We start from the raw sequence: 19,806 nt of genomic DNA, 5'->3' as shown, positions 1-19,806 counted from the left end.
CGTACCAACTTTTAATTTTTTTATATCTATGCCGCCAATTCAATCCCTTGACTACACTGCAATCCCTGCCGACTTGCAGCGATATGTCGAAGCCAATCCCGAAATCATTACTGATTTGATTCAGGACGGCTTTCAGCAAATCAACAACGACTTTGACGTTCGCTACGCGGATGACGAAGAAGTGATTACCAACATGCGGGTGATGGACATCTTGCGCGTGGCTTCCGATGATTTTACGCCCGTAAAAGCCGCTGAGTTCGGCTATCGGAAGTGGAAAATGCAGGATGTAGATGCCGATATTTTCATCCCACGTTCTCAGCTTATTTCCTTAGCCAAGTCTTGGCTACGCAATGCCAAACGCGTGGGTAGCGTTCAAGAAACTTTGGACAATCCGTTTGAGGCGTTCTTCCTAAAAGAGATTATCCAAGGCCAAGGTCTCTTCCTTCGTGAAAACTCGTCTTGGAAAGGGGACGCTGACACGGCACAAACAGGATCCCTGTATGCCTTGGACGGTTTGCTTTTAAAAATGATTGCAGGGGTAGCCGACAACAGTATCCCCGCCGCCAACACCCTCACCGTAGTAGGGGCGTTCGCAGACGACGTAGCGGTCTATGACCACATTCAGGCGTTGGCTGACAAATACGCTGACGTACTTCCTCGCCTTGCCGAGAGCCGCGCCGAAATTCGCCTCTCGCGCCGTATGAAGCAGCGTTATGACCGTGGCCGTCGCACTAAATTCCCTGATTCAGTGGGGCCAAAAGATGTGGCTACTACTGCCGACGATTACGAAAACTTGGTATTTACCATCGATGTCGGTTTAGCAGGGAAAGAGACGGTTATCATCACCCCTCCAAGCAACCTTTTCTTTGGCACAGACGGTGGGCAAAACCGCCTGACAATCATTCAGGATGTGAAAGGCTGGAAAGTCAACTTGTTTTTCCGCGCGGCCTTTGATTTTGCCTACGGTAAGTTCATCGTTCGCAACAACAAAGTATAAGAAGGGGGAGCCATCCCCCCTCGCTTTTTGCTTCATAGAATGTTTATTCACACCAAAACTTTTTTAGTCCCCATGAAAAAACTGATTTTAGCCTGCACCCTAGGTTTTGCAGGCATCGGGTATGTCCAGGCGCAAGCCGACACCTTGCTCGAAAAACACAAGCTAATCGTCGTTGAGCACCAAGAGAATCCCCTTGCTTCAGTAGCTACTTTTTTGGAAGGCATGGAGCTGACAAGCCCCGTGATGATTTTGACCGAAATTGCCGAAAAAGCGGTCGCTTTTGTGGAAGCTCGCAGCCTTTTTGCGGATACGCCCTTCTCGGAAGTTCCTGAAGCACCGCCAGCACTCGTGTATTCTTGCCTTGCCATTACGGGTCTGAGGCGAAAATGTGGCCCCAAGCCCGGTGGTAACAAACGCTTGTACATTGCACCAGTGGAGTACTTTCAAGACATTGAATTTCCCGTGTATGCGGATGCCGTCGCAGGGGAGATTACAGGACCCATTCCGTTGATTTCGACACCTTCAGCCAAGAAGTTTATCGAAATACAGGCCGCTTACGACACCACCAAATGGGGTTTTGCTTCCAAAGGCAAGTCAGGAAACCAGTCTTTTGAGCAAAACATCACCTTCGATTTTTACGGTATCGACAAAGACTCGGTGGCTTTGGTCGCTCGCTTGCTCAATACGCCTTGTGTGATTATTGCCCGTGGCAACAACAACACCAACTACTTTGTGGGCTCGCTCGACGTACCGCTTGAGTTTGAGATAAACTCCGACTCCGGATCCAAAGGAAGTGACCCTCAAAAAATCACCTTTACGGCGAAAAATGACGGTTTCATGTTCCCTGTGATTCCGTTGGCTTCGACGGCTACTTTTGCCATCGATCCGCTCCCCGCCCTTGCGTAATTTGTTCACTTAGAAATTGGAGCAGAGTCTCCAATTTCTTTAACCCTTTCACTTACCATGCTTACCAAATACAAAATTGATAAAGAAGCCGCGAAGAAAGAGACGTGGTTTCACCCGCTGCAAGGCCGCACGGTCTGCATCGCCGATATCGCCGATAAAATGACCGACGAAGAAGCGGAGATTTTTTACAAAGGAGGCTGTAAAGCCATCGAAAAACTCCCTGAGCTTCCTGCTGAATCAGCAGCACCAGTGACCAAAACAAAATAAATTTTTCTCTTTCTTAAATGGTCGGTTTTCACGCCGACCATTTTTGTATAAAGCCCATACCATCATGCAATCACTCGAACAACTCGAAGCAAACTTGTGGCTCGCTGAGCGTGCCCAGCGCCGCCACCCAAGCGAAGAAAATAAGGCAAAAGTAGAAGCTCTAAAAGCAGAAATAGCTAAACAAACGCAGTCGGAAGAGTTGTCCACCCTCGCCACTTCTACCGATGCTCAAGCGAAAACTCCTGCCGAAACAAAACCCACGGAGCAAGCCCAGCCGCCTCAGGCTCCTGCTACTCCTGCGGATACTCAAGCAGGAACTCCTGCTGAAGCAAAACCCACAGAGCAAGCCCCACCGCCTCAAGCTCCCGCCACTCCTGCGGATACTCAAGCGGAAAACCCCGTCAATACTAAACCTCAAAAGGAGACAAAGCCCAAAGCCAACGCTAAAAAAAAAGAGGAGTAGCGAATCTTAGTGAAGCTGACCAGTTACGGGAACAAATCAGGAATGTAGTTCTTGCAGCTGGTCAACTTTCCAACCAGCTCGTAGCTTCTTATCCTTCTCCTAATCCCTCTGTAGTTAGTGAAATCATCAAACTTGATAAGGAACACACAAAGCTGTTGCTAACTTATCAAAAAGCCCTCCAAAAAAATTAAACCGACCTACTCAGACAACCATCTGTCCCTCTGTCTGTTGTCTGAGGGGGATAATATATGGAATAAACCACGCGCACGTCGAACTGCGCGCCCTTTAACGTCAGCCACTAAAATTCTGGAATTTTTACGAATATCTGAAAGGCTAATCCTGTATCCAGTTTTTAAGAATCCAATGTTTTAAACGTTCATTTAATCCTTCAATACGATTAAACTCATTTGATGTTAAGTACTTATAAATGTGAACAACAACTTGTTCATTTATGATGATACAATCGTTATTGTTTACAAATTGATTAAGTTCTTCTTCATCTTCAAACGTTATTATTCTTCCAACAAAAGAAGGTTCTTGTGTATGAACAATAAAAGCCGCTCCTGGTTGGGCGGCTTCGTTATGCGTTATTAAAAACTTCGGTGGTTTCATGAGGGTCCTTCAGGTATAGCCCCCCGTACCAAGGGGAGGAATGAGACTCTCCCCCCATGTAAGGGGTATTGGATTACGTACAGTACCTGCTCACCATCTACCTCCACTAGGTAGTAGGGCACATATAAATGTGTCCTTATGTAAGCAGGAATAAATCGGTTTTTCCAACGCGAACTCATCGCGTTGATTTGAGCAAAGTGCTTTCTCCCAAGTTCTTTGCCTAGTTGTAATTGGTCTAACATAATTATCCGTTTTGGTCAGCTGATGCCGCTGCTTTTTACGCCAAAAAAATGACGCTATTCCGTCATAAAGTTGACAAATTCCGTCCTTTCATGCAAGCGGTAGGGAAATAGTTTTGCAAGCCTAATAAAACTACACACCATGACTGCCATGAAACCACTTTTAAAAACCCCCATTACCTATTATGGGGGTAAGCAAATGATGCTCTCCCAAATCCTCCCCAAAATCCCCCCTCATAAAACCTATATCGAACCCTTTTTTGGGGGAGGGGCCGTATTTTGGGCAAAAGAGCCTTCACAAGCCGAGGTCATCAATGACCTAAATCATAGCCTCATCACTTTTTACAAGGTGCTGAAATACGACTTTGAGGGGCTAAAAGAAAAAATTGACGAAACCTTCCTCTCCCGTACGCAACATACTAAAGCAAAAGAAATATATGTGTTAGGGGATGAAAATCCGCTTGAAGTTGCTTGGTCAGTATGGGTTCAGACCAACATGAGTTTTGGAAGTATGATAGGAGCGGGTTTTGGGTATGACCGAAACGGAAAATGTTCATTAAGGTTATTCAACAAAAAAGAAGCTCTGACCGAGATTTATAAAGAGAGGCTCAAAAAAGTCACCATCGAAAACAACGATGTTTTTAAAGTCATCAAAGCCTATGATTCTCCCGATGCGTTTTTCTATTTTGATCCGCCTTATGTTTCGGCCAATCAAGGGCATTATTCAGGTTATACTGAGGCACATTTTCGTAAGCTCCTAGAAGCTTGTGCAAATTTGGAGGGCAAATTTCTCCTAAGCACCTATCCCGAAACCTTACTTTTTGAGTACATTGAAAAATATGGCTGGAAACATGAGAAGCATGAAAAATCGCTTCCAGTAGAGTGCCGTCGCAATAAAAACAGAAGAAAGGTGGAATGCCTGACATGGAATTATTGAAGGGGGGAGTAAAAAAGCCTCCTCTGTGGAGTATCGGCATCCAGACCGATACTCATATTCCTCTTCAAAAAACCGTGAATATACCGGGAGTAAAAAAGCCAGGGGTATCACAAAAAAAGCACAGCAACTTTTTGCTGTGCTAGGTAAAATGTGCAGCCACGGGTAGTGTGGCAGATGATTAATTAGTTGATTTTTGGATTAAGCAAATTTTAGGATATCATTCCACGACATCATTTTCGCGGCTAGCCTTTTCTCTCGAATTCTAGCATAGTGCTTCAAATAGCGGTCATTTTTTAGACCCAGGCAAGTGGCTACATCCTTTGTCTCCATCATCAATTCATTGAGGGCAATGTCCGTAAATGTTTTACGCGCTATTTTGGTTGACAAAACCACGGGGATGCCCACTAAAACAGCGATTTGTTTCAAGGTGTCGTTTCGCTTTTGGTTGGATTTGATAGGGAGATTCTGAATTTCACCCCCATACTTGTTTAGAATCATCAAGGCTGGCTCTAGCAATTTAACCATAAACTCTTCACCAGTTTTTTGGCGTGATCCTTTCAGAAACACTCCTTCTTTACAATTTTCAATTTGAAATAACTTATTGGTGTATTCGATGTGGTGCATACCACTAAAGCAATTAAAAACAAATGCGTCTCTCTCGAGGTCACATTTTTCGGCTGTTTGTTGGGCAATAAATCCTCGTTTTGCAAGGTCAAAGAAATCAAATCTTGCCAATTTAGAAAGCTGCTCTACAGTCAAGTGGGTGGTGTCAGGTTTTGTGTTATCGGTACCTATCTCACAATCCTCAATTGGATTAAATTTGAGGCGCTTCTTTTTGAGCGAATGTTTAAACAACATTTTGAGCCACACTATATGCTTGTGACTATGTGAGGGAGCAAACTTCGCTACATCAAGTAAATAGGTGCGAAAGCCAGAAACAATGGTTTCGTCAAAGCTTCGTGGAAGTCGTGAGGTAAGTTTTTCTTTTTCTAAATATCGTATGAGGTTTTTGGAATAATTTTCTTCGACATCCACGGTGGCTTGAGTGATTTTTTTGTCTGTTACCTGAGTAGCCCTGTCTTTGAAATACTCCGTAATGAGTTGCTGAGTAGAGAAGCGAAATAGTCGTTTTTGGGTAACGAATTCTTTGACGAGCATGGCCGTCACATGCTCAAACTCAATCTGTACCAAGTCGAATGTTCGTTCGATTTGTACCTTGAGTTCATTGATTCGTTTGTTATGTTTTTTTACCTCATTGCTGGAACCTTTCAGTCGCTGGTTTTCAGGATCCCAGTTAGACTTCCTACATTCGATGTGGACATTACCAATTTCAACTGCTTCCCCATCAATGGTGACTCGGCAAGCAATATTACCAAGGGTATCATAGTCAGGGTTTTCTTTTCTGCGAGTTACTTCTGTCTTGGCTTCTGACTTGCGAAACCAAAATAAAATATACATCTGTTTAATGTTGTACATAAGTAGTGAGCTTGCGCCACACTACCCATTGGTGAAGGGGAAGAGCAAAAAGTATGCTAAATATGCAGTTTACGGTTACGGCAAAAAGTGACGTAACCGTCAGATTTTGCCGTAACCGTAAACTTAACTGTAGTGCAGGGGCTTGGGGATGAGACCCTAATCAGCAGAAAACCATTGCGTTAAGATACGCATTTACCTCATCATCAAAAGCTTCTAGCAGAGGGGAAGAGATTCGAACTCTCGATACGGTTGCCCGTATACACACTTTCCAGGCGTGCTCCTTCAACCACTCGGACACCCCTCTGTTTGGTGGTCTTTGTTTGACCTTATTTTTGAGGTTGCAAAAATAGAAAATAGAAACACATTTTCTAATAATCCCTATCAAAAATCTCCGCTATAACGCCTATTATAGGCTCATTTCGCCTGCAAGAGGTTGGCTGAGGCGTTGGCGTATCAGGTTGTGGTCGGTTTCTTGACCAAGTATCCACATCATTTTTGTAATGGCTGCTTCGGTGGTGATGTCGCCGCCGCTTACTACGCCTATTTTATCAAACCAACTACTGGTTTGATAACGCCCTTGCATTACTCTGCCACCGTCGCATTGAGATACGTTTAGCATTATTATGCCGCGTTCGGTCGCTTCTTTGAGTTCGTGCAAAAACCACGGCAGGGTAGGAGCGTTGCCCGCTCCAAAGGTTTCGAGTACTATACCGCGTAGCCCTTGGATACTCAGCACAGAGCGTACTACGTTTTGAGTCATTCCTGGGAAAAGTTTCAAAATCGCCACGTTAGCATCAAGTTGTGTTTGTATGCCAAAAGGTGCTTCGGCACGATATGAAGCGATATAAGGAAGGTTGTATTCAATAGTGACACCGACTTCTGCCAATGCAGGGTAGTTTTCGGAACGAAAAGCGTTGAATTGTGAACTTTCCTTCTTTTTGGCGCGGTTACCGCGCAACAGATAGTTTTGGAAATAAATACACACTTCTGGCACGAGTGGTTGGCCGTTGGTTTGGGCGGCAGCTATCTCCAAAGCAGTGATGATGTTTTCGCGGGCATCTGTACGAGCTACTCCAATAGGTAGCTGCGCACCCGTCAAAATCACGGGCTTGTGGAGATTTTGGAGCATAAAACTCAATGCTGAGGCTGTATAGGCCATCGTATCCGTACCGTGCAGGATTACAAAACTGTCATAAAAGGCGTAATTACGTTGTATTAAGTTGGCGATTTCGGCCCATACTTCGGGGCGCATGTTGGAAGAATCCATGATTTCTTCCAAACTCGTAAAGGTGATTTCGAAATCAAGACGCTTGATTTCGGGTAGTTTATCGAGGATTTGTTCAAAATCAAAAGGCACAAGATTGCCTTTCTCAAATACCATACCGAGAGTGCCGCCTGTATAAATGACCAATACCGAAGCACGGGGGCGATTGGGTAAGGCGGGGTTGATTTTGACTGTTTTGTAAGCTGGCAAAGTTGATGAAGTTTTTGTGACGCTGCAAAATTAGATGAAAGCTCGTAAACCAACACTTTTTTCTCTCGAAACCGCTCGATGTTTACTGCCTGTAAAATACATCGAGCGGAAAGAGCATACCGCCAAAATTAATGAATCAGCGTACCGTTGCGGATTTCTTCGCTGCCTATTTTGATAAACGTATCCCCCTCATTTATAGGTCCAAATACTTCTACTTTTTCTTCGGTTTCTTGGCCTTTGGTGACGGATACTCGTTCAGTTTTTTTATTAATAACTTTGACCAAAAACAAACCTTCGCTCGAATTGACCAACGCTGATTTAGGGACTACAAAGGTATTACTGCTTCGCGAAAGTGCAATCGCCGCCTCGGCTACCATACCAGGGGAGAGCTTTTGGGTAGGATTGAGGACATCGACTTCGATGCGTTCGGCGCGGAGTTTGGTGTCAAGTGCTCCCGCTCGTCGCGTTATTTTACCCGAAAAGACTTCGTTGGGGAAAGATTTGACAGTAAATTTTACTTCATCCGACAGTCTAACCAAGCTTTTATAAGCCTCAGGGATGAATAATACCAAACGCAGTTTTCGCAATTCTTGTAAGGTAAAAATCGGGAATTCTGAACCTTTGCCTGAAGGTCCTACGTAAGCTCCTAAGTTTACATTACGAGAAGTAATCACACCGTCAAAAGGAGCGCTAATCGTGAGATAGCTGACCATGATACCTGCTTCTTTATGCGAGGCTTTGATGGCATCCAGCTGCGCCAGTGATGAGGTACGTTTTGCCAAAGCAATGTCTAGGTCGTTTTTGGAAATAGTACCTGGCGTTTTGCTTGTTTCTAGCAAGCGATTGTAGGTGGCATTGTCGGCGGTATAAATAGCTTCTTGTGATTTTAGGCGTGATTCGGTGGCGGCAAGTTGTGAGCTTAGTTCGGGAGCTTCGAGGCTAACCAATAGCTGCCCTGCCCTTACTTCAGAACCAATATCGGCTTTCAATTCTTTCACAAAACCAGTGACTTTGGCGTACAAATCTACTTGTCGATAAGCCGTCAGTTCGGCGGGAAGCTGCAAGTTAGAAGCGATATTTTCGCGCTGTAACGCAAAAGTTTCGTAAGAAGGCGCTTCTACTACGGTTGAAGGGGTGTCGTTTTTGGCCTCGGGAGAAGTACAACCGTAGATAAATGTGAGCCCAGCGAGACTGCACATAATAATAAAGGTGAGATGTGATTTATGTTTCATTGTCAGGCGTTTAAGGCATTGAGATACTGGATACTTTCTTCGTCGTTGGCTTCAAGTGATACCGATTGGGTGCTTGTTTTGGCTTGACCTTTGGCAAATACCAATGGTAAAATGAATAAAACAGCTATGGTAGAGGCTAATAACCCACCGATGACAGCCCGCCCAAGTGGGGCAGATTGGTCTCCTGCTTCGCCTAGGCCGCTTGCCATCGGAATCATTCCCGCTACCATTGCAAGGGTGGTCATGATAATAGGGCGTAAGCGAAGCGCGGCGGCTTCTTTGGCAGCAAGCAGTGCATTACCGTTATGAAGGCGCAATTGTTCGGCATTAGTAATAAGTAGCACGGCATTTGAAATCGATACCCCTACCGACATGATGATACCCATATACGATTGTAGGTTGAGCGTCGAACCCGTGCCAATGAGTAAACCTAAGGCTCCTACCAACACCGCAGGTACGGTAGCCAACACAATACCTGATACTTTGAAAGATTGGAAGTTGGCCGCCAACATCAAAAAAATCACCACAATCGCTACCACAAGACCGTTTTGCAAACTGTCCAAGGTATCGGTGAGGGTTTGGCTCATTCCAATCAAATCGACACTTAATCCACGAGGGAGTTCGCCCAATGAAGTAAGCGCCGATTGTACATCGGTGGCGGCAGTTCCTAGGTCTTTTTGGTTGAGATTGGCCGTTACAGAAAGCATCGGCATGGCTCCGATGTTGTCGTTTTCGCCATAAGTGGTATCGGGCAAGATAGTGGCAACATCACTTAGCACGGGACGACTGGTGTTTTTCAATAAGGGTACCTCCGCAATTTCTTGCATACTGTTCATTTTACTTTCAGGAATTTGGACTTGTACCCCATAACTAAATCCTCCTTTTTCGTCAACCCAAACATTTTTTTCGGTATAACGTGACGACGAAGTGGAAGTCACTAAGGAGCGGTTGATATCGGTAATGTCAACTCCCAATTGGGCCGCTCTTACGCGGTCAACGTCGATTGAAATAGCGGGGTATTTTGTCGATTGTTTGAGTTGTACATCACGCAGATATGGAATGGCTTTTAGTTTATCTATTACTTTTTGGGCATATTGCTCATTGAGTTTTTTGTTACGCCCCGACAGCCGCACTTCAATCGGCGTGGGGGAGCCTTGGCTTAGGATTTTGTCGGTCAATTCAATAGGTTCAAACGAAAGCTGTACATCAGGCGAAGTTTGGGATACTTTTTGACGAATTTTTTCTTTGAGTTCATCCAAATTGGTTTTATAATGTTCGTTCAATGCTACTTGAAGCACTGCTTCGTGGGGCCCAGCCATGAATAAGTAAATGGGCGTTACAGAAAAAAGACCCGGGTGCTGCCCCACATATGCCGACGTAATAGCGACGTTTTCAGCGCCTACCACATCTTTGATATTTTGGATAAGTTTGAGGGTCTTTTCTTCGGTACGTTCGATGCGAGTACCTTCATAAGTCCGCATTCTTACTTGAAACTGATGCCCATTGATTTTGGGCAATACATCTTTCCCAATGCTTGACAGCAGGTAATAGGCCAAGCCACACGTAATGATAAAATAAGCTGCGATAATGGGGGTTTGGAAACGGAACAAACGATCGAGAAAACGTAAAAAACGCATTCTTATACGTTCAAAAAGGCTGATTTTTCCGTCTTGGTTACTGTCTTCTTGTTCTACAAGTATTTTTTTCTGATCCCAAGTATCGCTTTCTGAATTGGCAGTAGGGAAGTGGAAGCCCGCTGCTGGCTTTTTGTGGTCTTTCATAATCCAATTGGCCATTACGGGTACAAAGGTCTGTGCCAAGAAGTAGGATACAATCATACTAAAGCCAATCGCCAATGCCAATGGTAAAAACAATGAGCCTGGAATTCCTCCCATCGTGAAAGCGGGAGCAAATACTGCTAGGATACAGAAAAGAATCAGAAGTTTTGGAAAAGCAATTTCTTTACAAGCATCCCAAATAGCTAGTCGTTTCGGCTTGCCCATGTCGAGGTGTTGGTGAATATTTTCAATAGTTACGGTACTTTCATCCACCAAAATACCAATAGCCAAGGCCAAGCCACTGAGTGTCATGATATTGATGGTTTGTCCAAAAAGATTTAGAAATAATACCCCCGCAATCACCGACGTAGGAATAGTCAAAATCACAATCAAGGCCCCCCGCACATCACCCAAAAAAAGAAGTACCATTAGACCCGTCAAAATAGCGCCTATGGCGCCTTCACTGATGAGGCTTTTGACAGAATTCATGACAAAAACGGATTGGTCAAATTCATAGCTCAGATGTACATCATCGGGGAGTTGCGCTTGCATTTTGGGAATGGAGCGTTTGAGCTCTTGTACTACATCCCATGTAGAAGCATCTGCGTTTTTGGCAATACTCAAATAGACCGAGCGTTTGCCGTTGACCAAGCCATAACCCGCCGTGATGTCTGCGCCATCTTCTACGGTGGCTACATCGCGAAGATAGAGATTTTGGACACTGCCCTTAAACAACGGAATATTTTCAAAGTCTTTAACAGTACGGATGGTGGTGTTGGTAGTGGAGATATAGTTTTTGTCCCCAATTCGGACGTTGCCCGAAGGAGCAGTTTGGTTATTGAGACGGAGAGCTTCTACGAGTTGGTCGGGGGTGAGGTTGTGAGAGCGGAGTAGCACAGGGTCGGCTTTTATCACTACCGTACGAATATTGCCACCAAAAGGCGGGGCCGAAACCAAACCCGGAATATTGGTAAAAGAAGAACGAACATAGACGTTGGCTAAGTCGAGGAGTTCGTTATTGCTTCGTTTGTTACTGCTCAAAATCAACTGTCCTACGGGAAGAGTAGAGGCATCAAAACGAATGATAAAGGGGGGTTGGGAGCCACTAGGGAATATCGCCTGTGCACGGTTACTAAAAGCACTGACTTCGGCGGCGGCTTGTGCCATGTTTGTACCAGGGTAAAAGTTGATTTTCATCAACGTCAATCCCTGAATGTTTTTGGTTTCGATGTTTTTGACCCCATTTACGTACAACAGTAAGTTGATATATTGCTTCCCAAAGAAAGTCTCCATTTGGGTAGGGGTAAAGCCTCCATAAGGGTGAGCGATGTAAATAACAGGCATGTCGAGCTTCGGAAATATATCGACTTTGATAGTGCGTAGGGCGCTGATTCCGAAAAAAAACAGTGATGCTACCACCACCATAATCGTGATGGGTTTTCGCAAGGCAAAAAGTATTAACTGCATACTGGAAAGATTGAATGTGGTACTGAAACGCCTCTACAGTGAAAATACAGAAGCGATTTTAGGATGTATGGATTTAGAGATTTTTCATAAACAAGTTCAAGTCGCCCTCCGCAGCAGCTTTTAGCAACAGGGCTTGCCATACGTTGGTATAAGCGATGTCGCGGTCGGTCTCTGCTCTAATAAGCGCATACAAAGCTTGTGTCACATCTACCAAGTTGGTGAGGCCATTGTGGTAAAGCACCGTTTTTTGGCGATAGGCTTCTTCGGCAGCTTTTACCTGAACAGGCACTTCATGATAGACCGCCAAGGCATTTTTGAGCTTGGTATCTGAGAGAAGCGATTGCGCTTCAAGTTGCTGATTTATCAAGTCGTATTCTTCTTGCAGACCTTGACTGATGTGCAATTGAGATTTGATTTGTTGCGAAATCCGCGAGCGTTGAGTTAAGTTCCATGTCATACCCACACCGAGCAAGTAATTACTCCGACTCGGTTTGATACCCTCAAAAAAGTTGTGGGTAAAAGCTGTTTGGTCTTGGGCGTAGTTGCTACTAAAACCTGAGCCACGCGTCTGAAGAATACCCACCACCGTAAAAGTAGGCATGTAGAGTGTACGGAAATATTTGATTTGACCTTCACTTAGGGCAATACGGCTTTTGTAAAATGCTAAAGTAGGATGTTGCGATAAGCTAGCTGTTCCTTCTTCAGGCAATGATGCGGGAAGTTTAGTCACAAACACTGTATCCGAAACAAATGCTTGAGGTGTTACCCCCATCAGCCGTGCCAAGAGATTGGCTTGCTCTTGTTGAAAATCTACGGCTTTGATCAAAGCAATTTTGACGTTAGAAACTTCTGCATTGGCTTGTGACGAATCCACTCCTGCAATCAATTCATTTTTAGCGCGCGTTGCTACTACATTTCGGATAGTCTCTGCCCGTGTGAGATTTTTACGGTACGATTCGGTAAGGCGTTGAGCGGTGAGCAAGTTTAAATAAGCCGCAGCTACCTTAATTTGATGCTGGAAAACTTCTTGCTGTAAGTCTCTGTCGTCTCGCAAAGCTGTCGAAGAAGCTACGTTTATTTTTTCTTTGGCACGACCAAAAGCGAAAAAGTCCCAATTGACATTGGTGAGATACATAGCCCCAAATGCTGCATTCCAGTTAGTGTGAGGAAGGGGAAGACCCGATGACGCAGCTCCTAATCCTCCGAAGCCGTAAAGCGGGCCGTTTTGCCCGTTGACCGTACCATAATCCAACTGCCCCGAAAGGTTGAAATTAGGAAGTTGGTCGCGGCGAGCTTGTTCTACACTAGCTTTGGAGGCATCGGCATAGCGAGCTTTGGCCTTAATACTTCCGTAATTGGATACGGCGGTTTGGAGAGCCTCTTCAATGCTTAATTTTTTTTGTGAAAAAGTGGGTGGCGAAATCACGGTAGCTAATAAACTACCGACTAATAAGTGGTGTTTTTTGAGAATAGCCATATTTATTCTACTTATGTTTATACAGACAGGTCTGTCTACTTTAAAGTAAAAAAAGTTAGAGGAATTTTTCCACAACTTTTTTTGCACTTGCTAGCGTATGAGCGTCGCGATAAATAGAACTGCTCGTAGTACCCCCTTCCAATAAAAGGAAAACCATGTCTGCAAATAACTCATCAGACAAGGGAGAATGATGCTCAACGGCGTTTACTAATTGGCGAATATATCCCCGAATCCGATTCTTTTGAATTTGAACCAAATCAAATACGGCTGTTTCGTCGCGGCTCACTTCAGAAGTGATTTTGATGAATTGACACCCCTTAAAAGCTAAATCCTGTTGGCGTTTGATACGAAAATCAAACAAGCCCAATATTTGTTCTTTGGGTGTGCTGAGGCTTTCGATATATTTCTTCATTTCTTCAAATCGCTGAAGACCCGTTTGGTCAATATAGGTCAGCAACAAATCGGTCTTAGAATCAAAATGATTATAGAGTGTAGCCCGAGCAATGTCGGCTTCTTCGATAATTTGGTTGATTCCAGTTAGGTTGTATCCTTGTTCAAAAAACAATCTGGAAGCTACTTCCAGAATGCGGTCTTTTACGGCTGATTCTTTCATGTCACAAATGTCTATATTATTTTTTAGATAGACAAGTCTGTCTGCTTTATTGTCTAAAAAATAAAAGTTGGGTATTAATTGGTAGTCCAATATCCCCAACCCTTTTAATCTTTTACCGAATTGGCTATGTATAGGAAAGAAGAGAAAGAGCGTTTGCCGTCGTTTGCGAAGCTAGTACTTCCACCGATACTTGCATCAAATCAGCCACACGTTGAGCTATGAGTGGTACATAAGCTACCTCATTGCGCTTACCTCGGTAAGGCACCGGTGCTAAGTAGGGACTGTCTGTTTCCAAAACGATGTGCTTCATGTCAATATAAGGTAAGACTTTGTCGAGACCCCCGTTTTTAAACGTTGCGACTCCGCCAATACCCAACTTAAAACCAAGGTCAATAGCTTTTTGGGCTTCTTCAAGTGTACCTGTAAAACAATGAAAAATTCCGGTCAGACGTGAATTCCCTACTTTTTCAATAAGTTCTACAACTTCCCAGAAAGCATTACGACAGTGAATATCAATCCAAAGGTGATGTTTGATTGCTAAATCGCATTGGATTAAAAAAGCTTGTTTTTGCTGCTCTACAAAAGTTTTGTCCCAGTACAAATCCATTCCTATTTCACCAATCGCCACAAACTGTGGAACGGACGACCCGTCCGTCGAGATAGCATCTATCGAAATGGGGTGGTTTGTTGAAGTAGTCATTTTATGAAGCCAATTTTCAACAATATACAATTCTTGCTCAAAATCAGCTTTAACATAGGTAGGATGCAGCCCTATCATGGGTCGGCAGACATTAGGATATTGGGTTGCCAGCGCCATCATCCCGTCGATAGTAGTATGGTCGCAATTAGGCATCCATATTTGTGTTATACCTGATTCGAAAGCCCTTTCGAGCATTTGGGTACGGTCTTCATCAAAAGCATCGTCGTAAATATGGGCGTGGGTCTCAATCATATTTAATTTAAGCATGGGAAGTAAATAATTTTCTTAGTACTCGCGTCCTTTCCAAACGGTGGATTGGCGCGTGTAAAAGTTGATAAACATTACAAAATTCATAAAAATGTGGTAAAACCAGAAAATAGGAAGCCCTATCATAAGAGTAGGCAGTTGTAGCCAATTGATAATTCCGACCATCCAAGCCATCACCAAAAGATAATGGAGAAAAGCCAAAAGGAGGGTGGTTTTTGGAAAACAAAATCCCATTACGATCAACAAAGGCAATAAAAAGGCATTGATATAAACCCCTAAGCGCTGTTGCCACGGCAAAGACATTGCCCCAAACATCCATCTTTTGCGCTGAGTCAGCAATTGGCCAAAAGTAGCAATCGGGCGGGAAATGGTAAGCACACGCGCATCGAATAGCTGTGCAAAATAGAAACCTTTTGCTAAAATAGCATGGAAAAGAGCGTAATCTTCCGTAATAGAAAAGGTAATACCTTCATACTTCCCGACTGCCTCATAAGCTTCCCGACTGACGGCCATGTTGTTTCCCATCGCCGTAATGGGAATACCAAAAAGGGAAAAAAGGCGTATCATCGACAAATAATAAAGCCATTCAAGTCCCTGCATCAGCCCAAATATCCCTCCTTTTTTCATGGTCGTAATACCTGTAACAACTCCTACACCTGGTTCAAAATGCGCCAACATATTTTCAATCCATCCGACCGGTACTTCGATATCGGCATCCGTAAAAAATAAGTAATCGCCCGTTGCATGGTGAGCAAGTTGAGCCAATACATTGGTTTTGCCTTTCAATTGAGGAAGAGTAGATACGATAGAAATCAGCTCAAAATGAGGTTTGTCTTTGATAAAATCCTTAGTCAAAGCAGCGGTATTGTCGTCAGAGGCATCATCTCCGACCAGTACTTGCAAGTGGGATATGGGATAACTCAACGCGGCCACCGAAGTGAGACAAGCAACGATATTGGCAGATTCGTTGCGGGCCGCAATGAGAATAGATACTTTTTTCACACAATACTTTTTTTGCAAAGTTAAGAGGTATCAGTCATTTGTTGGAAAATAAAAATAATCTGAACGTAAATGTATATTTGTGGTGTTTAATGGCTAATTCAAGCGTTATGGAAACAACAGTTTATTTCAATGAATAATCAATTTGAGAAAAAAATGCAAGAGGCCAACAAGCGTACCAAAAGCTACGCCAAATACTCTGGTATGGGTATACAGATGCTGGGGACGATAGGGCTAGGGACCTATGCGGGGTATAGACTAGATGAATGGCAGGGCAATAAAATCCCCGGATGGACACTTACACTTTCTCTGGTGTCAATTGGCGCAGCTTTGTATAATTTTATTCAGCAAGTAAAAAACTAAAGACTCAGGACTTAGATTGTCAATACTTGACATGAATCTGTGAAATATCCTCCTTGTCAAAGTCTTTCCAAAAAAGGCCTAGAGAAGAGTTTAGATTATGTTGTCTTGTATATTTGAACTTAACCGATATAAAATGCTTCGTTCGATTGTTTTTACCATTTTTTTAGGAATTGTACTTTTTACAGCCGATTACATTTCTTTGGGGCAATATATTCACCCTAAAAAATGGTCTATTTTGGCTTTTTTTTTAGCGTTGGCTTTACTTCAACACCGCCTAATGGAATTTGGATTTCGGGAAAATCGTAAAAAATTCGTTCAATTTTACCTTTCTTCGCTTACTGCCCGTTTTGTGATGTGTTTAATCTTCGTTGGAGTATTTTTATATTTGAAAGTGGAAGACCCCAATGGCTTCGTTCTTACCTTTTTTGCATTTTATTTATTTTATACTTGTTTTGAAATATACGGATTGTATCGTAACTTGCGCCGCGATTTAGAAGAATAATAGTATTTGTCAATCGTTATTTGTTAATGGTCAACATGTTACGTCAATTACGTCATAAATTTGCTGCGGCAGCCCTCGCTTTATTGTCTGCTTTTTCCTTCGCGTATGCCGAAGAGCCTGCTCATAATCATGAGCATAAAGAAGAAAAATTTAACATCGGTGAGATGATTATGCACCACATCTCAGATGCTCATGAGTGGGAGTTTGCACATGGTCTTGCTATCCCTTTACCCGTGATTATTTATGACAATGGATTGAAGGTTTTTTCTTCTAGTAAGTTCTACCATTCACCTGATGCTACCCACGAAGATCACGAAAAGCACATCTATCCAAACAAAGAGCTAGGCTATGTATTGGAGCATGAGCATGTGTATCGTTTAGGGGCTGACGGTAAGGCTGATAAAGAAGCTCATGTTTTGGATTTTTCCATTACAAAAAACGTCGCCTCACTTTTGTTAAGTGCTGTTCTTTTATTCCTTATTTTTACAGCTGTAGCCAAAGGATATAATAAAAATAAAGGCAAAGCCCCTTCAGGAATTCAGTCGTTTTTAGAGCCAGTCATATTGATGATTCGCGACGACGTTGTGAAACCGGCCATCGGTCCTAAATACGAAAAGTACCTTCCTTATTTGTTGACTTTATTTTTCTTTGTCTGGATAAATAACCTATTAGGACTTCTTCCTGGAGGTGCCAACTTGACTGGTAATATTGCCGTGACGTTAGTATTGGCCGTAATTACTTTCTTAATTGTACATTTCAACGCCAACAAACATTATTTTGCCCACCTTGTCAAACCTACAGGTGTACCTTTGGCTTTGTTGCCTGTCATGGTACCAGTTGAGATTGTAGGGGTATTCATGAAGCCTTTCTCCTTGATGGTTCGTCTTTTTGCTAACATTACCGCAGGTCACATCATCATTTTGAGTTTGCTAGGGTTGATTTTTATCGCAAAAAACCTAGGTGGAGGTGGCACTGGCTGGTCTATCAGTCCATTAGTGTTGATTTTCACTTTGTTTATGAACCTCATTGAGTTGTTGGTGGCATTTTTGCAGGCTTTTATCTTTACGCTGTTGTCGTCGATGTATATCGGAAGCGCCATTGAAGAGCATCACGAAGCTGATCACGGTCACTAGGCATTTATTTAGTTTTTCTGAATTCTTTTGTTTCACTATATAATTTTTTACAATCATGTTGCTTCAAATCTTACTTCAAGCAGCTGCTGAAAGCGGTGCAGGTCTTGCAGTATTCGGTGCCGCACTAGGTGCAGGTTTAGCTGCTATCGGTGCAGGATTAGGTATCGGCCGTATCGGTGGTAGTGCTATGGAAGGTATTGCTCGTCAGCCAGAAGCTGCTGGTCGTATCCAAACTGCGATGTTGATTATCGCGGCTTTGATCGAGGCCGTTGCTCTTTTTGCTGCCGTTATTTGCTTGTTGATTTCTTTCAAGCTCTAATCGCAACAATGGTGTTTCGTACTGCTCGCATTAGGCGTCAGTACGAAACCCACCTTTTAAATTATATAGTTTTTAACAACAGGAATCATAAAATTTATACTTTTAATCATCTGTAAATTGTATTAAAATGGAATTATTGACCCCCGCAATCGGCTTACTTTTTTGGATGTTGGTGGTATTTGTCATCTTGGTGGTTATTCTACGCGTTGCCGCTTGGAAACCTATCATGAATGGCTTGAAAGAGCGTGAACATCAGATTCAGAGTGCGTTGGATTTGGCCGAAAAAACCCGCGCTGACATGACTAAGTTGCAGTCTGACAACGAAAAATTGTTGGCAGAAGCACGTGCTGAGCGTGATAGTATTTTGAAATCTGCCAAAGAAGCAGCTGATCGTATCATTGCTGAATCGAAAGAAAAAGCTACTGTTGAAGGAAAACGTATTATCGAAGATGCTCGCGAAGCAATCGACAATGAGCGTGCGGCTTTATTGGCTCAGATCAAAAAAGAAATCGTTACGGTTTCGCTTGACATCGCCGAAAAAGTACTACGCAAAGAGTTGAGTGACAAAAGTGCTCAAGAGAAATTGGTGGCAGATTTGGCTCAAGAAGCAAGACTCAATTAAGAAAGCTTGTAAGGCTTGAGTTGCTTTACGTTTTTCTCTCTAAACTTTACACTTTAAACAAATGTCAGAATCGACCGTAGCTATAAGATATGCCAAATCTCTCATTGATTTGGCACTAGAACAAAATGTAGTGGATACTGTGTATCAAGATATGCTTTTGTTTAAGCAAGTATCTGAACAAAACCGTGGATTGATGCTTGCTCTTAAAAGCCCTGTAGTACGCCATGATAAAAAAATGGCTATTCTTGAAGGCGTTTTTAAGTCAAAAGTAAGTCCGGTGTCTTACACCATTTTTTCAATCATTACTAAGAAAAATCGCGAAGCTATCATGTATAGCATTGCCGATGAGTTTGTAAAGCTGTATGATGTTCAAAAAGGCATTGTTAAAGCTTTTATCACTTCGTCTACTCCATTAACGCCCGAACTGCGCAAGCAGTTTACGGCGATTGTGGAAGAAGCTACTGGTAAGACGGTGGAGTTGGAAGAAAAAGTAGATGATAAACTTATCGGTGGATATGTGTTGCGCGTAGGAGATCGCCAAGTGGATGTTTCGATTCGCAAACGCCTAAACGATTTGAAATTGCAGTTGCTCAACTAAGATATTTTTTATCTGCTTAAGAGTGACAGAAGCCCTCACTGCTTTGCGGTGAGGGCTTTTTATTTTTGCGTGAGCTTGAGCTGCTAAGTTTTTGAAACTTAGCAGGTCTAAATATACCCCTCACATTTCATCATAAATCGCTTCGATGGCCTCAGCCAATGCTTCATCTTTTTCGGTGACGGTATTGCCCGCATCGTGGGTCGAAAGCTCAAAAGTGACTTTGTTGTATACATTTGACCACCACGGATGATGATTCATTTGCTCGGCGATTTCGGCCACTTTGGTCATAAAAACAAAGGCCTCTTTGAAGTCTTCAAACTCATATTCCCTAACGAGTTTATTGTTTTGTTCTATCCACATAAATA

At 43.2% G+C, this 19,806-nt stretch carries 22 protein-coding genes and 1 tRNA gene; 11 read left to right on the top strand and 12 right to left on the bottom strand.

Annotation, left to right across the window (positions count from 1 at the left end):
* The first annotated feature begins 28 nt into the window (after positions 1 to 28).
* From P1X15_RS09925 to P1X15_RS09910, 4 genes are all read left to right on the top strand, one after another.
* A complete protein-coding gene (locus P1X15_RS09925; protein WP_277337983.1) occupies positions 29 to 997 on the top strand; it encodes a hypothetical protein in 969 nt (322 codons plus the stop codon).
* A 72-nt stretch (positions 998 to 1,069) separates the two neighbouring features.
* The gene (locus P1X15_RS09920) at positions 1,070 to 1,903 is read left to right on the top strand and encodes a hypothetical protein (protein WP_277337982.1); all 834 of its coding nucleotides are present in this window, start codon (positions 1,070 to 1,072) and stop codon (positions 1,901 to 1,903) included.
* Positions 1,904 to 1,960: 57 nt separating this feature from the next.
* Complete coding sequence (locus P1X15_RS09915) at positions 1,961 to 2,170, top strand: hypothetical protein (protein ID WP_277337981.1); 210 nt, start codon at positions 1,961 to 1,963, stop codon at positions 2,168 to 2,170.
* Between the two features lie 64 nt (positions 2,171 to 2,234).
* Positions 2,235 to 2,633 carry a hypothetical protein gene (locus P1X15_RS09910; protein WP_277337980.1) on the top strand — a complete coding sequence of 133 codons (399 nt, stop codon included), beginning with the start codon at positions 2,235 to 2,237 and terminating at the stop codon, positions 2,631 to 2,633.
* Between the two features lie 333 nt (positions 2,634 to 2,966).
* Here the strand turns inward: P1X15_RS09910 and P1X15_RS09905 are convergent, their stop codons facing one another.
* Positions 2,967 to 3,245 carry a hypothetical protein gene (locus tag P1X15_RS09905; protein WP_277337979.1) on the bottom strand — a complete coding sequence of 93 codons (279 nt, stop codon included), beginning with the start codon at positions 3,243 to 3,245 and terminating at the stop codon, positions 2,967 to 2,969.
* Entirely contained in the window at positions 3,242 to 3,487 is a 246-nt protein-coding gene (locus P1X15_RS09900) for a hypothetical protein (protein ID WP_277337978.1), read from the bottom strand. Before P1X15_RS09900 ends, P1X15_RS09905 begins: the two co-directional genes overlap by 4 nt.
* 148 nt (positions 3,488 to 3,635) lie before the next feature.
* On the opposite strand from P1X15_RS09900, the gene P1X15_RS09895 reads away from it, so the two are divergent.
* Complete coding sequence (locus P1X15_RS09895; RefSeq protein WP_277337977.1) at positions 3,636 to 4,421, top strand: DNA adenine methylase; 786 nt, start codon at positions 3,636 to 3,638, stop codon at positions 4,419 to 4,421.
* A 198-nt stretch (positions 4,422 to 4,619) separates the two neighbouring features.
* Here P1X15_RS09895 and P1X15_RS09890 read toward each other — a convergent pair whose 3' ends face one another.
* The 9 genes from P1X15_RS09890 to P1X15_RS09850 form a co-directional block, all read right to left on the bottom strand.
* Positions 4,620 to 5,897 carry a phage integrase SAM-like domain-containing protein gene (locus P1X15_RS09890; protein ID WP_277337976.1) on the bottom strand — a complete coding sequence of 426 codons (1,278 nt, stop codon included), beginning with the start codon at positions 5,895 to 5,897 and terminating at the stop codon, positions 4,620 to 4,622.
* Positions 5,898 to 6,114: 217 nt separating this feature from the next.
* Positions 6,115 to 6,201: transfer RNA gene (locus P1X15_RS09885), tRNA-Ser, on the bottom strand.
* A gap of 102 nt (positions 6,202 to 6,303) precedes the next feature.
* Entirely contained in the window at positions 6,304 to 7,371 is a 1,068-nt protein-coding gene (locus P1X15_RS09880) for an asparaginase (RefSeq protein WP_277337975.1), read from the bottom strand.
* A gap of 128 nt (positions 7,372 to 7,499) precedes the next feature.
* The gene (locus P1X15_RS09875) at positions 7,500 to 8,603 is read right to left on the bottom strand and encodes an efflux RND transporter periplasmic adaptor subunit (RefSeq protein ID WP_277337974.1); all 1,104 of its coding nucleotides are present in this window, start codon (positions 8,601 to 8,603) and stop codon (positions 7,500 to 7,502) included.
* 2 nt (positions 8,604 to 8,605) lie between these two features.
* Positions 8,606 to 11,848 (bottom strand): efflux RND transporter permease subunit, encoded by a 3,243-nt coding sequence (locus P1X15_RS09870; RefSeq protein WP_277337973.1) that lies wholly within the window; start codon positions 11,846 to 11,848, stop codon positions 8,606 to 8,608.
* A gap of 73 nt (positions 11,849 to 11,921) precedes the next feature.
* Entirely contained in the window at positions 11,922 to 13,325 is a 1,404-nt protein-coding gene (locus P1X15_RS09865; RefSeq protein WP_277337972.1) for a TolC family protein, read from the bottom strand.
* A 55-nt stretch (positions 13,326 to 13,380) separates the two neighbouring features.
* The gene (locus P1X15_RS09860; protein WP_277337971.1) at positions 13,381 to 13,938 is read right to left on the bottom strand and encodes a TetR/AcrR family transcriptional regulator; all 558 of its coding nucleotides are present in this window, start codon (positions 13,936 to 13,938) and stop codon (positions 13,381 to 13,383) included.
* A 124-nt stretch (positions 13,939 to 14,062) separates the two neighbouring features.
* On the bottom strand, positions 14,063 to 14,890 hold the full coding sequence (locus tag P1X15_RS09855; RefSeq protein ID WP_277338071.1) for a TatD family hydrolase: 828 nt from the start codon (positions 14,888 to 14,890) through the stop codon (positions 14,063 to 14,065).
* A gap of 33 nt (positions 14,891 to 14,923) precedes the next feature.
* Positions 14,924 to 15,907, bottom strand: coding sequence for a glycosyltransferase (locus P1X15_RS09850; protein ID WP_277337970.1), 984 nt, complete (start codon positions 15,905 to 15,907; stop codon positions 14,924 to 14,926).
* 129 nt (positions 15,908 to 16,036) lie between these two features.
* Between P1X15_RS09850 and P1X15_RS09845 the strand changes: the two genes are divergently transcribed.
* The 6 genes from P1X15_RS09845 (at position 16,037) to atpH (ending at position 19,441) form a co-directional block, all read left to right on the top strand.
* Complete coding sequence (locus P1X15_RS09845; RefSeq protein ID WP_277337969.1) at positions 16,037 to 16,267, top strand: AtpZ/AtpI family protein; 231 nt, start codon at positions 16,037 to 16,039, stop codon at positions 16,265 to 16,267.
* A 133-nt stretch (positions 16,268 to 16,400) separates the two neighbouring features.
* Positions 16,401 to 16,769, top strand: a complete 369-nt coding sequence (locus P1X15_RS09840) for a hypothetical protein (RefSeq protein WP_028666964.1) — start codon at positions 16,401 to 16,403, stop codon at positions 16,767 to 16,769.
* A 35-nt stretch (positions 16,770 to 16,804) separates the two neighbouring features.
* Positions 16,805 to 17,902: a F0F1 ATP synthase subunit A gene (atpB, locus tag P1X15_RS09835; RefSeq protein ID WP_277337968.1), complete on the top strand. Its 1,098-nt coding sequence runs from the start codon at positions 16,805 to 16,807 to the stop codon at positions 17,900 to 17,902.
* 55 nt (positions 17,903 to 17,957) lie between these two features.
* The gene (gene atpE / locus P1X15_RS09830; protein WP_028666962.1) at positions 17,958 to 18,221 is read left to right on the top strand and encodes an ATP synthase F0 subunit C; all 264 of its coding nucleotides are present in this window, start codon (positions 17,958 to 17,960) and stop codon (positions 18,219 to 18,221) included.
* A 127-nt stretch (positions 18,222 to 18,348) separates the two neighbouring features.
* On the top strand, positions 18,349 to 18,843 hold the full coding sequence (gene atpF / locus P1X15_RS09825; protein WP_277337967.1) for a F0F1 ATP synthase subunit B: 495 nt from the start codon (positions 18,349 to 18,351) through the stop codon (positions 18,841 to 18,843).
* 61 nt (positions 18,844 to 18,904) lie between these two features.
* Positions 18,905 to 19,441, top strand: a complete 537-nt coding sequence (gene atpH / locus P1X15_RS09820) for an ATP synthase F1 subunit delta (protein WP_277337966.1) — start codon at positions 18,905 to 18,907, stop codon at positions 19,439 to 19,441.
* 120 nt (positions 19,442 to 19,561) lie between these two features.
* Here the strand turns inward: atpH and P1X15_RS09815 are convergent, their stop codons facing one another.
* Positions 19,562 to 19,801 (bottom strand): 4a-hydroxytetrahydrobiopterin dehydratase, encoded by a 240-nt coding sequence (locus P1X15_RS09815; RefSeq protein WP_277337965.1) that lies wholly within the window; start codon positions 19,799 to 19,801, stop codon positions 19,562 to 19,564.
* Positions 19,802 to 19,806 lie beyond the last annotated feature (5 nt).

Origin of the sequence: Runella sp. MFBS21, assembly GCF_029433105.1 — a bacterium.
Lineage (GTDB): Bacteria > Bacteroidota > Bacteroidia > Cytophagales > Spirosomataceae > Runella.
The sequence above is the reverse complement of the archived record's forward strand: the minus strand, read 5'-3'. Positions and strand labels throughout refer to the sequence as shown.

What these genes read in the sequence shown, in the direction of transcription:
- P1X15_RS09925 (WP_277337983.1), top strand. Translation starts at nt 29, where the DNA reads ATGCCGCCAATTCAATCCCTTGACTACACTGCAATCCCTGCCGACTTG.
- P1X15_RS09920 (WP_277337982.1), top strand. Translation starts at nt 1,070, where the DNA reads ATGAAAAAACTGATTTTAGCCTGCACCCTAGGTTTTGCAGGCATCGGG.
- P1X15_RS09915 (WP_277337981.1), top strand. Translation starts at nt 1,961, where the DNA reads ATGCTTACCAAATACAAAATTGATAAAGAAGCCGCGAAGAAAGAGACG.
- P1X15_RS09910 (WP_277337980.1), top strand. Translation starts at nt 2,235, where the DNA reads ATGCAATCACTCGAACAACTCGAAGCAAACTTGTGGCTCGCTGAGCGT.
- P1X15_RS09905 (WP_277337979.1), bottom strand. Translation starts at nt 3,245, where the DNA reads ATGAAACCACCGAAGTTTTTAATAACGCATAACGAAGCCGCCCAACCA.
- P1X15_RS09900 (WP_277337978.1), bottom strand. Translation starts at nt 3,487, where the DNA reads ATGTTAGACCAATTACAACTAGGCAAAGAACTTGGGAGAAAGCACTTT.
- P1X15_RS09895 (WP_277337977.1), top strand. Translation starts at nt 3,636, where the DNA reads ATGAAACCACTTTTAAAAACCCCCATTACCTATTATGGGGGTAAGCAA.
- P1X15_RS09890 (WP_277337976.1), bottom strand. Translation starts at nt 5,897, where the DNA reads ATGTACAACATTAAACAGATGTATATTTTATTTTGGTTTCGCAAGTCA.
- P1X15_RS09875 (WP_277337974.1), bottom strand. Translation starts at nt 8,603, where the DNA reads ATGAAACATAAATCACATCTCACCTTTATTATTATGTGCAGTCTCGCT.
- P1X15_RS09870 (WP_277337973.1), bottom strand. Translation starts at nt 11,848, where the DNA reads ATGCAGTTAATACTTTTTGCCTTGCGAAAACCCATCACGATTATGGTG.
- P1X15_RS09865 (WP_277337972.1), bottom strand. Translation starts at nt 13,325, where the DNA reads ATGGCTATTCTCAAAAAACACCACTTATTAGTCGGTAGTTTATTAGCT.
- P1X15_RS09860 (WP_277337971.1), bottom strand. Translation starts at nt 13,938, where the DNA reads ATGAAAGAATCAGCCGTAAAAGACCGCATTCTGGAAGTAGCTTCCAGA.
- P1X15_RS09855 (WP_277338071.1), bottom strand. Translation starts at nt 14,890, where the DNA reads ATGATTGAGACCCACGCCCATATTTACGACGATGCTTTTGATGAAGAC.
- P1X15_RS09845 (WP_277337969.1), top strand. Translation starts at nt 16,037, where the DNA reads ATGAATAATCAATTTGAGAAAAAAATGCAAGAGGCCAACAAGCGTACC.
- P1X15_RS09840 (WP_028666964.1), top strand. Translation starts at nt 16,401, where the DNA reads ATGCTTCGTTCGATTGTTTTTACCATTTTTTTAGGAATTGTACTTTTT.
- atpB (WP_277337968.1), top strand. Translation starts at nt 16,805, where the DNA reads ATGTTACGTCAATTACGTCATAAATTTGCTGCGGCAGCCCTCGCTTTA.
- atpE (WP_028666962.1), top strand. Translation starts at nt 17,958, where the DNA reads ATGTTGCTTCAAATCTTACTTCAAGCAGCTGCTGAAAGCGGTGCAGGT.
- atpF (WP_277337967.1), top strand. Translation starts at nt 18,349, where the DNA reads ATGGAATTATTGACCCCCGCAATCGGCTTACTTTTTTGGATGTTGGTG.
- atpH (WP_277337966.1), top strand. Translation starts at nt 18,905, where the DNA reads ATGTCAGAATCGACCGTAGCTATAAGATATGCCAAATCTCTCATTGAT.
- P1X15_RS09815 (WP_277337965.1), bottom strand. Translation starts at nt 19,801, where the DNA reads ATGTGGATAGAACAAAACAATAAACTCGTTAGGGAATATGAGTTTGAA.